Raw genomic sequence first — 13988 nt, 5'->3', positions numbered from 1 at the left:
ATTACTAATCTTGCGTCTGTTTGTTATTACAGGCTGTATATTATTTTGCCGATTATGTCATTTATTTCTATGAATCCATACTCTCTGGAGTCGAGTGAGGCTTGCGTGTTTTCTCCTATTACTAGATAATAATTTTTGGGAATGGATTCGCTCTTTAGGGTGTCTAAATGTTTTTCATTTATGTTGAAGTTTAAGTCGTCTATGCTTATTACGTTTTTTTTTACCTTTATGAAGTTTGCACCTGGCGTAGCGAAAATTTTTTTAACCGATGTTCTTTTTGTCATGGGATCTTTAATAAGTACCATATCGTCTTTTTTGGGCCAGTTCCATAGCACCATGTATTCCCCCCTTCCGTTTAATCTTATTCCGTAGGCCAAATTGTTACTTATGACCCAATTTTTTTCTATAAGCGCAGGAAGCATCGAAGACCCTTTGACTATGTAAAAGGATAGAGGTAATTTGATAACGATCAGCATCAACGTCAAAGCCAGAGCAACAGACGCTAGATGGTATTTATAAAGCTTCATTGTCGTCTTCAAAATTTCCATTAAATGCCTTTCAGTAAATGCTCCTCCCTAGTATATAATAAGGCGTAATATGATTATACCAAAAAAGGGACAGAATGTTGGGAAGAGAAACAGAAATTTTTTGTTCAATAAAACCATTAAGGGTGATTTTGAATTAAAAGATTTTAGCAAAGTTGCCGATCTTACTAGAAGAAGAAATAAATCTTTTCGATTTTTGAGTTTTTTCAGAAAGTCTTTTTATGTGATTAATCTATTTTTAGCTCTATTTAAGCACAGAATAATGGGCATTAAAAGTTATAAGTATCGGTATTTCTATAAGCATTCTGGGATTAATCTTGAGGATAATTTTGATGCTGACCTGAACCATAGCTTTATTTTTAGATTAAATGCCGTAATTTTCATTTTGACATTAATATTTTATTTGGATATCTTTTCCTATTACGGTTCCTATATGTTCCTTAGCAGGCTTAGCTTTCCAAAGGATTATTTTATTGATACTTTTTTATATTACAGCGATCAGGATTTAAATCATATTAACAATGATCCGTTTACTGTAAATGAAGAGAAATATGAGGGTTTAAAAAAGCCTTTGATTTTAAAGGTCGTTGAGCATAAGATTAAGCCGGGAGAGACGCTTTCTCATATTGCCTCCAGATATAGCATAACGAGTGAAACTTTAATCTCTTACAATAAGATTAAAGATGTAAGAAATATTAGGCCCAATTTAGTAATTAATGTTCCCAATATGAAAGGGGTTCTGCATACCGTTGAAAGAAATGATTCTTTGTCTTCAATTGCAAAGAAGTATAACATCGCCAAGGTAGACATTCTTGATGCTAATAACCTTGATAATGAAGTACTCTCTTTGGGTCAAAATCTCTTTATTCCAGGAGGAAGAATGCCTAGGGAGGCACTCAAAGATGCTTTAGGAGAAGTTTTCCTCTTTCCAACTCAAGGAATTATTACCTCTGGCTACGGGTATCGCCCAGATCCCTTTACTAGGGTTATTAGTTTTCATAACGGGATTGATATTGCAAATGCGGCTAATACTCCTATTAAGGCATCAAAAGAGGGTATTGTGGTAACGGCTGGGTTTAATGCGGGAGGATATGGGAAATATATCGTTATCTCGCATAATAATGGCTTTCAGACCCTTTATGCTCATCTGGGTTCTTTTGCAGTCAAAGTAGGGCAAAGGGTTACAAGAGGACAAGTGATAGGGCACATGGGGAGTACAGGATATAGCACGGGAAATCATTTGCATTTCACCATTTTTAAAGACGGAAAAACAGAGAATCCTATGAAGTATCTCAGATGAATTAGTGATATTTTGATATATTTATTTTGTTCAGTATTTGTATTAATTTTTTTCCTTCTATCAGGTCAATTAACCTGCCTTCTATCATTTGTTTGGCCTTAGTGGAAAATACAGCCGGTGCTATGCATAAGCCCTTTAACTTATTCTCTTTAGTTTTTGAAATAAGATCTCTTAAAAATAACTCCCCTAGGATCTCTTGTTCTGTTCTAACAAATCTTACTATTAAATTCTCCTCCCATTGATTATTTGCGAGCTGAAAATTTATGTCCATAAACTGAGAAGTTACTTCATTTGTCTTTGCGTCTCTTACTTGAAATTTGTTTTTATATATCTTAAGTATAATTTCACTGGCTAATTTTTCAAATTTTTCTTTTGAACATTTAAGATATATTCTAAGCGACAGATTTTCGCTTAGCTTTCTACTAAATTCTAGTTTTTCGTTTACTTTTTTATAGTTTGAATCAGCTCTTTCAACTTGAATAAAAACTTCGGTTGCTTTTTGATAGTTTTCATACTCCATGTAAAGCTCTCCCAATTTATAAAACAGTTCAAGAAATATTTTTTTAGGCAAATCAGGTTTTACTTTGATGATTTCTTTAACGTTTTTTTCTAACTTTTCTAAATTATTGTTTTTTGCATGAATTTCAGACTCGATTAAGAGAGATTCGTATATCATGCCATCTCTGTGTCTTAAGTTATCCGCTATTTCAAGAGCTAGGCTGTCTTTATTGAGCTTGAGTAAGCATTTGGCATAAATTAAAAGAGCATTCACATCGTCCTGTATATAATTTTTTATGTTATTAAATATTCCAACAGCCTTGTGATAATTTTCCATATGGAAAAGAACTATTCCTATGTATTTTAAAGCTTGTTTTTTTTCTTTATCAAATTTGTATATCTTTGTAAGATAATGGAGAGCTTCTTTATAATATTCGTTTCTTAAGAATGCTATTCCAAGGTAATAGGTAACATCTGTATCATTTTTTTTTATTGCATAAGCTTTCTTAAGGTATTCTAGTGCTTCTCTGTTAAAATTTCTCTCAAGGTTATAAAACCCGTAACTTAAGAAAGCCTTAAGGGAGTCTATGTCTTGGCTTATAGGATTTTCTTCTATAAGCTGGCATAATCTTTTTGCATATTTAATTCCATTCTCAGAATCCTTGTTATCATAATAGTAATTGTTTAGGGTCTGGAGAGCCCTGATTTCGTTTGGATTTGTTTTAAGCATGTTCGTAGCTTTTTCTATTAACTTCTTTGTTCTATCTGACTTTTTGTTATAAATACTATTTTCTCTCATCTGTGTGGCCTTCATTGCAAGCTTGAAAAGTAGAAATATCAAAAAGGACACTATAAATGAGGAAACTATTATAAATAATGAAAACACCTAAGTTCCTCCTAAACCTATATTTAGTAATACTATAAGAAAAATATAAAGCATAATCAAAGCGTTTCTATTTCGAATAAAAACTAGCTACAAGTTGAATATAATATTACTTATATTATATTATAACTACTATGAGTAAATTTGTTTTTGTAGGGAAACAAAGAGGTTGGAATTATTGAAAGGGTTTTTGGCAATAAGGCTTTCTGACGAGGAGTATTTTCCGGTTTTAGGTCTGGGGGATGTTTCTGTAAAAAAAGTGGTTTTGGGTAAGCTTTTAGACGAAACTAATGTGAAGTTGGATCTTTATGTTAGCGAGTTTGAAGACTTTCCTAATCCTGTTCTTCTTGGATCTTTTTTTTTAGATAATCTTGCAAGGGAGAGTTCCGATATAGATGTTTATTTTAAAGTCGACTCTGGGATGCTTTATGTTTATGGTGAGTGTGGTGGAGTTGAGAGTAGATCTAGGTTTGATTTGAGCTTGCTGAATCTTGGCGTGGATTCGGGGAGATTTGGTGGGAGTCAGATTAAAAAGAAGCCTGCATCCGGTTCTGGTGATTTGAAGCCTGAGGATGAGTCTGCTGAAAGTTTAGGTGTTGATTTTAGTGAGAACGATTTTTCTCCAGATAGTGTTGGTAATTTGTTGGATGAAAAGGAGTTGTATTCTTTCGATGAGACTAGGTTAGTCAATGAAGGCGAGACGGACGTATCTAATTCATTTGGTGCTTTGGATTTCAGTTCTGATTTTATCTTGGAAGAGGTGGATACTAACCCTAAAAGAGATATTTTTGAGAGTGGCGATAATGTGGGTGAATCTTTGCATAGAGTGAATGGTGGGGGTAATTTAGTAGGAGATGCTATTGGTTTGTCTGATTTGTCTTCTGAGGGCAGTAATGATGATGTTATTTTTGATTCCGATAATGATGTTGTAAAGTTCGTTGAGGATGAAGATATTGATTTTAGTAGTGTTGATGTTGTTGGGTACAAAGATTCTTATTTTGATGACTTGAGTGTTAATGATATTATTGCAGATATTGACAAGGGTTTGGGAGAAAGCTCTGTTGGTGATGTTTTTTTGGATAGTAACAAAGTATTTGATGCTGATATTGAAAGTAATCAGTTAAATGCAGATTCAAGGATGGAGGGTTTTGTGCAGACCTTTATGCTTTATTTGAGTCTTATTTCTTTGTTTTTGTTGACATTTTTTTCATTATTTTTGATTTTTTCTAAAGTTTTAAATCCTAGAAATTTGGAAATTTCTTATCATTGTACTCGTGAGGAAGAAAAGATTGAAAAGTATGAAAGAATCGATTCCGTTTAAAATAACATTTTTTTTGTTCAGTCAGCCTATCTTTTCTTTTTTGTTGCTATCGAGTTTATTGTCTTGTTCTCTTGAAAGAGAATCTTTAAATATTGGTGTGGTACAGAGGAATGCAAATACCTTTGATTTGCATCATTTAAACTGGTTGTGGAATTTTGATTATGAGGGTCAAAATTTTGATGAGCATTTTGGTATAGATTCAGGTACGTATGTGTATGTTGCCTATCTTTTCAGGAAAATAGGATATGAAGAAAAATTTAGAGAATACATGCTTAAGGCGATAGATAGTGGCAACGATATTGTTTCGCAGTTTGCTGGTGTTAGGCTTTTGGAATATCATAATGCGAGGAGAGAATATTTTGAGGCTGAACTTATTGGACGGAAGCTTGACAGGAGATATGAAGATAATAGGTATATTGCTTTAGGATACTTTAAAAGTCTTTATTGGCAGAAAAAGAATGAGGAAGCTATTTTAGTTTTAAATAAACTAGATAAGATGGATCTTTTAGAGTCTCAGGTGAATGAAAATATTCTGTTTAAAGCTGTTCTTTATTTCAATATTTCGGATATTGATAAGTCATTGGTTTATTTTAGAAGGTTGTTTGAGGATTTTCCAGCAGGTTATCTGCATGTAAGGGCACATGATTATCTTATTTTGGATGAAAGGTTTGGGAGTTTAAGTATAGGTCTTTTGAGCCTTGTTAGGTTTAAGGCTTTATTGGCTAAAGGGAATCTAGAGGGTGCAATAAATATATTAAGTAATAATTTTAAGGATTATTATAATAATTTTGTATTTTTAGATGATGTTTATAAGGTTTTTTTAGCGTCAGGGCGCCTAGGCAAGGCTTTTGCTTTTTTTAGTAATTTAAATAGTGTGTATAAGGATTACTATTTGGGTCTTATAGGCTTGAGGTTAAAGACAGAAGCTGGCTTGCCCACTGTGATTGACTATTTAGAGGATAATTTGTTAGAAAATGAATCTTATAGGCTGGGGATGCTGAATGAGGTGTTTAGAAATTTGATATTTACACAAAAGGCAAGGAATTATTTTTCTCAAAACATATCTAAATTTTATACATATGCAGACAGCAGTAATCCTGCGTTTATTAAGATATTGGATGAGTATATTTTAGAAGCCATTCAACTTGGGGATTATGATAATTTATATACGCTTTATCATAATGGTAAAGATGTACTTGATGGGTCTGTTTTGGCTAGACTTGCATTTATTAATGCAAGACTTGTATATCATAAGTTTGTTAGGGCTAAATCGGGAAATGAATATGGTGAGCTTTTGCGTTCTTCTATTCGGTATAACAAGGCTTCTTATCCTTCTCTTATGAGTAAATATTTGTTGGGTCAAGATATTGATGATTTTTTTGGAGGTAATTTAGACACTAATTATGAGCTGACTGATTATGAAAGGTTTTTAGAGGGTTTTCTGAGATTTAATCTACATTCTTATGTTAGCGCTTTTGTTGCAGATGATTTTAAGAATGGTCATAGGTTTTCACCCAATTTTTACCGTGTACTTTATGATGATCTTATAAGGAGTGAGTATTATTATGAGGCTGCACTTGCTATTAATTATCTTGTAAGGCAAGATAAATCTGCTTTAAACAGAAATGATTATAAACGCATTTACCCTTATTTGTATAGTTCTTTGGTAAAATATTGGTCAAGCAGGCGCGTACTTGAGTCTAGTCTTGTTTTCTCCTTAATAAAGGCTGAGAGTAGTTTTAAAAAAGCTGCTGTGTCTAGGCCAGGTGCTGTTGGACTTATGCAGATTATGCCTTCAACGGCAATTGATGTATCCAGAGAGATTAAGTATTATGATTACGATTTGAAACATCCAAAAGACAATGTGGTTATGGGGACTTATTATTTAAAAAAAAGAATAGGGACAGTGGGAGATGTTTATAAGGCTCTTGCGTCTTATAATGCTGGGATTGGAAATGTTCGTAAGTGGGAGCAGGCTTATGGACATATGCCCAGGGAACTTTTTATTGAAGCAATTCCTTTTGGCCAAACTAGGAATTATATTAAGAAGATATTGGTTTATTCTGTGCTTTATGATGCGTTGTATGAGGGTAAGGGCATAGATTTTGTGGTTGAGTATATTGTGGGTAGGTTGTCCAGGGGGGTCTAGATTGTTGAGAACGGCTAGTGAATCCTTTTAAGGTTGTTGTTTTAGGAACTGTTCAAGGAATTGCTGAGTTTTTGCCTATTTCGAGTTCGGGGCATTTGTTACTTTTAAAAAAGATTATGGGGCTTGAGGTTCCGATTGTGTTTGATATTTATTTGCATTTCGCTACTGTTTTAGTTGTAGTGATTTATTATCGCTATCGGATATTAGAACTTTTCCTGAGTTTGGTGAGATTCTTTTTAAGAAGATCTACTTTGTTGGATTTAGATAATTTAAAGACTATATTGCTTATAGCAACGATCACTTTTGTCACTGCGTTTGTTGGGATTTTCATAGGGACGATTGAGGTATTGTTTACTTCTAATGTAGTCTTACTGAATTTTGTTTTAACGGGTGTTTTATTGTTGTTAATTGAATCTGAGCTTTTGGCTCTTAAATTGAAGGATTATGTTTTGTTTTCAGGGGTTTTTATTGGGTTTATGCAGGGAGTTGGTGTGATGCCTGGTATTTCTCGTTCTGGAATTACAATTTTTGCCTCAGTTTTTCTTGGGTTTAGTAGGACAAAAGCGTTCGAGATTTCGTTTTTATCTTTAATCCCTATTGTGTTTGGGAGTTTGTTGCTGAGGCAGAGGGAATTATTTTCTTTTAATATGGTTTTTAATTTTTTTGAAATAAATTTGGGGGCGCTTGTTGCTTTTGTCATTGGTCTGTTTTCAATGGGTTTATTTTTTAGAACACTTAAGGAGAGCAAAACTTATTATTTTTCAGCTTATCTATTTTTTCTTTCTGGTATAGTTTATTTCTTTCTTTAATTTTAATAGAGTTAATGTTGTATGAAGGGTTTTTACCAGTATTTTCAATTTTTGTTTTTCTTTATGTTGGCTATTATATCGTTTTCGCTTTGTGTGGCTTTAACCCCCATAGGGAATATATTTGTGTTTTTTGTTTTTAATTTAATGGGGCAAATGCTACTAAATACCTTTTCATTTCTGTCATTTTATTTAATACTCTATCCTCTTGTAAATTGGTATGTTTACAGGAATAATATGCTTAGTAAGAGGTTTATATTTAATTGGAATTATACGGTCATTATATTTTTTACTCTAACATTTTGGTTAAAAATTAATTCTAGCCTTGAAGGTTCTAGTTTTGTGAATTGGTTTTTGAGTAATTTTGGAATAGTGCTCGGTAATTTTTTTGTTTTTCTTCTTTTGGTTTTAGAATCTATCATTTGGTTTTATTTAAATTATCTTTTATTCGGGGATGCTGACTTTGCCTTGGATGCGTTTCGATTTTTAGTCTTTAAGGTTCAAGTCTTATTTGAGAGTTTGTTTGCTTATTGCCCCTTTTTAAGCTCTTCAAGGATTAAAAAAGATATTAAGGTTTATGAAGATTTTGGTAATGACTTGGATAGTAATAAACCCCACGGTGGAAAAGATAATATTATTAATGGAGAAGAGTATCAGGCCTTGTGGTCTTTTAATAAGTTTTCAAGAAAATATAGTACACCGTCTGATGTTAACTTAACTAAAACTGTTTTTGGTCAGTCCGAAGGATTAGATAAGCCATTACTAGATGAAAGATCAATGGAAAATCAAGAGTTGCAACATAGTTATTGTGATTTAAGTGGCGGAGAGTCTTGGCAAAAACCGTTGTTAAAATTTGATAGTAATAAGCTGGTGGCTAGCGGAAAAATTAAGGCGAGTGATATAAGACATAGGGGAATAATAGATAGTATTGCTAAAGTTTCGACTGATGATTTTTTGGGAAGTGGAGTTGGTAGTGATTATTTTATAGATATTTCTGTTTTTAATAAAAGAGAGCCCAGGAGTGAAACTGAGGATATTGAATATGAGAGGGAAATTCAAAAACAGTCAATGATTCTGCAGGAAACTTTTAGAGAGTTTAATATTAACGCCAAGCTTATTGATGTCATTAAAGGTCCTGTTGTAACTATGTACGCTGTACGGCCTGACAAGGGTATTAAGCTTTCAAGGATAACTTCTATATCGGATAACATTGCTTTAAGGCTTGCAGCAGTTAGGGTACGGATTATTGCGCCAATACCCGGCAAGGAAGCTGTGGGGATTGAAATCCCCAATAAGAGACGTGAGTTCATTTTGATATCAGAGATAGTAGATAGTAAAGAATTTAGAGATAATTTTAAAATTCCTTTTGCACTTGGTAAGGAGATTAGTGGAGGTAACGTTATTTTTGATCTTGTTAATGCTCCTCATCTTTTAATAGCGGGTGCTACTGGAGCTGGCAAGTCAGTTTGTGTAAACTCGCTTATTGCTTCCATTATTTTTTCAAAGTCTCCAGATGAGGTTAAACTCATAATGATAGATCCTAAAATAGTTGAACTTAAGCTTTTCAATGATATTCCACATTTGCTGACTCCTGTTATTACTGATGTGCGCAGGGCTTTAGAGGCTCTTCGTTGGTGCCTTGATGAAATGGAGAGAAGATATGTTCTTCTTGATAATTTCCTTGTCAGAGACATTAATGCTTACAATAGAAAAGTGATTGATGAGGGGTTGAATGAATTGCCCTTGCCTTACCTTGTAATTATTATTGATGAATTTGCGGATCTTATCCTTTCTGCAAGGAAAGATTTGGAGAATTTGATTTCTAGGCTTGCAGCTATGGCTAGGGCTGTTGGGATACATTTAGTTCTTGCCACCCAAAGACCATCTGTTGATGTTATTACGGGGGTGATAAAGGCTAATTTCCCCTCAAGAATTTCTTTTATGGTAGCTAGTGCTATGGATTCAAGGATAATTCTTGGAGTTTCGGGAGCCGAGAAGCTTTTAGGCAAAGGGGATATGCTTTATGTTAGTCCTACTACTCCTTTCCCCCAAAGGATTCAAGGTGGATTTTTGGATGAAAAGGAAGTGTGTAGATTGGTTGAGGAAGTGAAGAAACTTGGCGTTCCAAACTATATTGACGATGAGATATTTATTGATAATGTGAGTGAGGCGGAGAATATAGCTGCTGACCCTTCAGACGAACCTATGTTCGAGGAGGCTCTTGAGATTGTTCGTTCTACCAGAAAAGCTTCCGCGTCTTATTTACAGAGGCGACTAAAGATAGGATACAATAGAGCAGCACGAATTGTAGAACTTATGGAAGAGATGGGATATGTGGGTACCGCAAAGGGTGCAAAGCCAAGGGATGTCTTTATCTGATTAAATAAAAGGAGATATCCAAAATTGAATACCTCTCTTTTATTGTCTTCCAATTTTTTGCTTCAACTTTCTGACTTTTTTTGCCTGCTTTCTCTTAAACGCTTTCTCTTTTTTGACACGAATGGCAGACGGTTTTTCGTAATATTCTCTCCTTTTCCACTCCCGGATTATCGCTTCTTTCTCAATCATTCTCTTAAAACGTTTCAATGCTTTTTCTAGACCTTCATTTTTGTCTACATTGACAGTTACCAAAAAATCACCCCCTTTACTGTCTCGTCCCTCTAATATGATTGATTATTTTATTTTTGTCAATAAGCATGTTCTTTAGGAAGAAATCTGGATTTACAGCAACTCCATTAATTCTAACTTCAAAGTGAAGGTGAGGCCCTGTAGAAATTCCCGTACTCCCAACATTTCCAATATACTCTCCAGTATGAACTATTTTGTTTTCTTTAACTCCAAATTTTGATAGATGTAGATAAATTGTATATACTCCTGGTAAGTGTTGAATAATTATAGTTTTTCCAGTGATCTCTCTATCTCTTGCAAATACTACTTTTCCTCTGCCCGCTGCGAAAATAGGTGTTTTTTCTCTTTTAAGAGTGGCATAATCTTTACCTTTATGAATTGTGAGGTTTGATATTTTTTTATTGCCTTGCATATAAACTCGTTGATCTCCATAGGGACTGCTTATTCTGTACTGATCTTTGATAGGGTGAACCAAAGTATCATAGTGATATATTGTTGTATCTCCTGTGTTTCCAATTATGTTCCATAATATGAGAGCTTGTTCTTTTGCCTTTATGGACCTTTGGCGCTTGAAAAGCTTTGCTTTTTTTTTGTCTAACTTGATGGTTTTTTTTCTAAATTCAAATTTTTTTATTTCTATTTCCTCGATGTATTTTTTATTCTCAAATTCTATTTCGATTTCTCTAATTCCTTCTTTAATCATTGGTGTAATGCCCAGTAACGCTATATGGTATGCATTGTTATTTATTTTAAATTCAAAAGGATAAGAGCTTAAAATAGGCTTTTTGTTTTTACCCAATAGGGACAGTTTTTTAAATTTTTTGTTGCTTGCGTAGTAAGTGATTTCTCCTTGGAAAACCTCCCTTTTATAACAGCTCCCTACTTTGCCGGTATCCTCCACTGCACCTACGTTAAACAGGTTTATAAGGATAAGTAATAAGCTTTTCATGCTATGCATTAATTTGCGCTCTTTTTAATGTCCATAATTTTCAGTATTTTGTCACTTTGATTGTAAAAATCTTCACCAACTGTGAATATTATGTCTATGTTCTGCCCATCTTTAATGCCGAGCTCTTGAATATTTTGAGTTCCATTGAAGTAAATAGCTCTGTACTGGTCTTGATTATTTCTAATTTTCATGCTTATATGCTTTGAAGTGCCATTTTTATCTATCGTTCTGAGATCTTGAATGTACACATTTTCCATTGTTAAAACAAATTCTCTAAATCCATGACCGTAAGGTTCGAACAGGTCGATTATCTTTAAAAGCTCTTCTTTTTTAAAGTCTTTAGGTATAACGGCATCAATAATTATAGAGTCTTCAGATAGTTCGCTGTATTCTATCTTTTCAATAGCATATTCAAGTTCCTTAATGAATTCATTTAGAACATTCTCATAAAGCGTAAACCCAGCGGCTGCTTTATGCCCGCCAGAATTTATTAATAAAGAACATGGTATCATTGAAATTAGATCTTTTGAGTTTATTTTATTGTTTGATCTTATAGAGCCTTTAATTACATTATCTTGTTTTGTTAAAAAAACAGCAACTTTTTGATAATAAGAGGAAAGTCTTGTTGCCATTCTAGAGCTAATACCCTTTGGAGTATGTTTGTCATAACATACAATGAATTTGTCATTTTTGAAAATGGTATTCTCGCTATGCGTGTTCCAAGAAACGTCTTCTTTGCGCTTTCTTAAAGTGTTTATGTTTTTAATTTCTTTAAACTTGTTTCCTATGTCACTAATGTCTTCTGTTAATAAAAACTTGATTGTAATATCGGCTTTTTCAAGCCTTCCTGTTGAATTTAATATTGGGGCAATCTTAAAAGCGATGTCAGAAGAGCTTATCATTGGTTTTGTTAATATGTTAGCATCCTTTAGCAAACAGTTAATAGGAATTCTCTCCTTTAGTGCAAGTTCCTTAAGTCCTTCTTTTACAACGGTTCGATTTTCATTAATAATTGGCATATTATCAGCAATGGTTCCTATTGCAACGAATTTAAGGTTCTTAAGGCATTTTTTTAGTAAATCTTTGTTTATTTCAAAAATAATATTATAAAAGATGTAATACAACTTGTCTTTGATATGGATTTCTTTATATTTAAAATACTTTGTAATTTGAATAAGTTCTTTGAGCGTTTTTTTAGCAAATTTTGGATATTTCTTTATAAAATCTTTACTAATATCGATTGTTTCAATTTCTATCCTTTCATTAAAGAATTCATTTAAAAGTTGACTTTGTTCATTTTTGTTAAATACAACTATGTATTTGTCTTTTGAAAACTCTTCCAGCTTATTGATATTAATTTGTAAGTCATTATTGCTATCTAATAAGAGATGTTTTTTTAAAATGTAGTTATGTATCTCTATGGCATTAATGACAATTTTATTACTCATTTTTTCTAGGAATAAAAACACAATGTTTTTATTGTAAAGATCGGTAGTAGATAGATAGAAAGCAAGACATGCTTTGAAGCTAACATAGCATCCAGCTATTTCTTTAAACGGAGATAAATCACCTTTTAAATGTGGATTAACAATAATTATTTCTGTATCAAGCTCCCTGTTGGGAAGGTGGTGATCTGTAATAATTACTTCTATATTTTTCGATTTTGCATAATTTGCTTCTTCAATATTAGAAATGCCACAATCAACAGTAATTATGATCGATATCTTATCTTCAAAGGCTTTGTCAATTAATTCTTGCGTGATTCCGTAAAATTCTCCATTAGAGGGTATCTTATAGGTTACATTAATGCCAAAATCCTTAAGCGTCTCATACATGATGATTGTAGCTGTGATCCCGTCAGCGTCTTTGTCTCCAAATATTAATACATTTTCATTTTCTTCAATAGCCTCATTTATCCTGTAAATAAATTTATCTATGTTTTTTAGTAAAAATGGATTATGCATCAAATTTATACTATCTTCAATAAAGAAAAAAAAGTCCTCCTCCTTGATTTCTCTCCTCATGAGAAGTGTTGTTTCAAGAAGGCCAATGTTATATTTCTTTGCGATACTTACTACACTTTCTTTGCTTATATCAATTTCTTTTTTTTTCCAAATTTTCATTTCTTGTCCCAGTTTGCTCTATTTAGAGTAATGCTTTTCCAAATTCTGTGTTTATTTTATTCTTTATCATGAATTCGATTAGTGCCTTCGATTTACTGGTTAAATCTACAGGTAAGGAGGATCCTATGTCCTTTTGAGTTGTGTGTTTTAAATATTTAAAGCTTTCCGTGTCAACATAATTATTCTTATTGTTAGTGCAATTTATGCAATTGAAACCGTTGGTATGTATGTCATAAAAATAACTATTTTCTATTTGATTACCGCATGTGAAACATGAATTTGATAAGTATAGAAAACCTTTTATCATTAAAAATCTTACTTTGTATTGCAAATCGACCAAATTTACTTTTTCAACAGTCGAAATGTTAAGAGCATCTGTAGCATTTGTAAACAATTCAAAACATTCACCGTCATCAAAACTTAAACTAACTAGCTTTGCCCAAAGATGGATAATAACTAGCTTTTCATAAGTTAGATCTTTTAGAATAAATTCCTCATCATCGACTTCCAATATTTTACATGAATTATCTTCCTTGACAATCTCAAAATTAGCCTTCACCAAGTTATTAATATTTGACTTGAATTTTTTTATTGTGGAACTGTAAATTATCGTATTAATAATTCCCTTTGAATAAAACAAGCTTAAAAGATAATAGCTCCTTTTGTAGAAAGAAGTTAGTATGATAGCACTAATTTTATTAAACTGCATTATACATTATTGTATAATAAAAGAATTCAATGTTAAATGAATTTTCATAAAAATTTTCTTTTGTTATAATTGAGCTC

At 32.7% G+C, this 13988-nt stretch carries 11 protein-coding genes; 5 read left to right on the top strand and 6 right to left on the bottom strand.

The features are described from left to right. Nucleotides 1-26: 26 nt before the first annotated feature. Nucleotides 27-548 carry a signal peptidase I gene (gene lepB / locus LKV13_RS01310; protein WP_229088818.1) on the bottom strand — a complete coding sequence of 174 codons (522 nt, stop codon included), beginning with the start codon at nucleotides 546-548 and terminating at the stop codon, nucleotides 27-29. A gap of 49 nt (nucleotides 549-597) precedes the next feature. Between lepB and LKV13_RS01305 the strand changes: the two genes are divergently transcribed. Then, the gene (locus LKV13_RS01305; protein ID WP_229088817.1) at nucleotides 598-1845 is read left to right on the top strand and encodes a peptidoglycan DD-metalloendopeptidase family protein; all 1248 of its coding nucleotides are present in this window, start codon (nucleotides 598-600) and stop codon (nucleotides 1843-1845) included. 1 nt (nucleotide 1846) lies between these two features. Here LKV13_RS01305 and LKV13_RS01300 read toward each other — a convergent pair whose 3' ends face one another. Continuing rightward, nucleotides 1847-3229 carry a tetratricopeptide repeat protein gene (locus LKV13_RS01300; RefSeq protein WP_229088816.1) on the bottom strand — a complete coding sequence of 461 codons (1383 nt, stop codon included), beginning with the start codon at nucleotides 3227-3229 and terminating at the stop codon, nucleotides 1847-1849. A 166-nt stretch (nucleotides 3230-3395) separates the two neighbouring features. Between LKV13_RS01300 and LKV13_RS01295 the strand changes: the two genes are divergently transcribed. From LKV13_RS01295 to LKV13_RS01280, 4 genes are read left to right on the top strand one after another with little or no spacing between them, the layout of a single operon-like run. Continuing rightward, the gene (locus LKV13_RS01295) at nucleotides 3396-4547 is read left to right on the top strand and encodes a hypothetical protein (RefSeq protein WP_229088815.1); all 1152 of its coding nucleotides are present in this window, start codon (nucleotides 3396-3398) and stop codon (nucleotides 4545-4547) included. After that, nucleotides 4525-6696 (top strand): flagellar assembly lytic transglycosylase, encoded by a 2172-nt coding sequence (locus tag LKV13_RS01290; protein WP_229089674.1) that lies wholly within the window; start codon nucleotides 4525-4527, stop codon nucleotides 6694-6696. The genes LKV13_RS01295 and LKV13_RS01290 overlap by 23 nt, the downstream gene beginning before the upstream one ends. A gap of 17 nt (nucleotides 6697-6713) precedes the next feature. Then, complete coding sequence (locus tag LKV13_RS01285) at nucleotides 6714-7505, top strand: undecaprenyl-diphosphate phosphatase (protein WP_229088814.1); 792 nt, start codon at nucleotides 6714-6716, stop codon at nucleotides 7503-7505. Nucleotides 7506-7526: 21 nt separating this feature from the next. Beyond that, nucleotides 7527-9881, top strand: a complete 2355-nt coding sequence (locus LKV13_RS01280) for a DNA translocase FtsK (protein WP_229088813.1) — start codon at nucleotides 7527-7529, stop codon at nucleotides 9879-9881. Nucleotides 9882-9920: 39 nt separating this feature from the next. On the opposite strand, the gene rpsU is transcribed toward LKV13_RS01280, so the two are convergent. The 4 genes from rpsU to LKV13_RS01260 are packed head-to-tail and all read right to left on the bottom strand — an operon-like array spanning nucleotide 9921 to nucleotide 13911. Further along, nucleotides 9921-10133, bottom strand: a complete 213-nt coding sequence (gene rpsU / locus LKV13_RS01275; RefSeq protein WP_229088812.1) for a 30S ribosomal protein S21 — start codon at nucleotides 10131-10133, stop codon at nucleotides 9921-9923. Between the two features lie 13 nt (nucleotides 10134-10146). After that, nucleotides 10147-11088, bottom strand: a complete 942-nt coding sequence (locus LKV13_RS01270) for a M23 family metallopeptidase (protein WP_229088811.1) — start codon at nucleotides 11086-11088, stop codon at nucleotides 10147-10149. Next, nucleotides 11088-13202 (bottom strand): single-stranded-DNA-specific exonuclease RecJ, encoded by a 2115-nt coding sequence (gene recJ / locus LKV13_RS01265; RefSeq protein WP_229088810.1) that lies wholly within the window; start codon nucleotides 13200-13202, stop codon nucleotides 11088-11090. The genes LKV13_RS01270 and recJ overlap by 1 nt, the downstream gene beginning before the upstream one ends. Nucleotides 13203-13224: 22 nt before the next feature. Beyond that, nucleotides 13225-13911: a hypothetical protein gene (locus LKV13_RS01260; RefSeq protein ID WP_229088809.1), complete on the bottom strand. Its 687-nt coding sequence runs from the start codon at nucleotides 13909-13911 to the stop codon at nucleotides 13225-13227. Between the last annotated feature and the right edge of the window lie 77 nt (nucleotides 13912-13988).

Source organism: Candidatus Borrelia undatumii, assembly GCF_020882015.2.
Classification (GTDB): Bacteria; Spirochaetota; Spirochaetia; order Borreliales; family Borreliaceae; genus Borrelia.
This window is presented reverse-complemented; position numbering and strand designations above follow the sequence as displayed.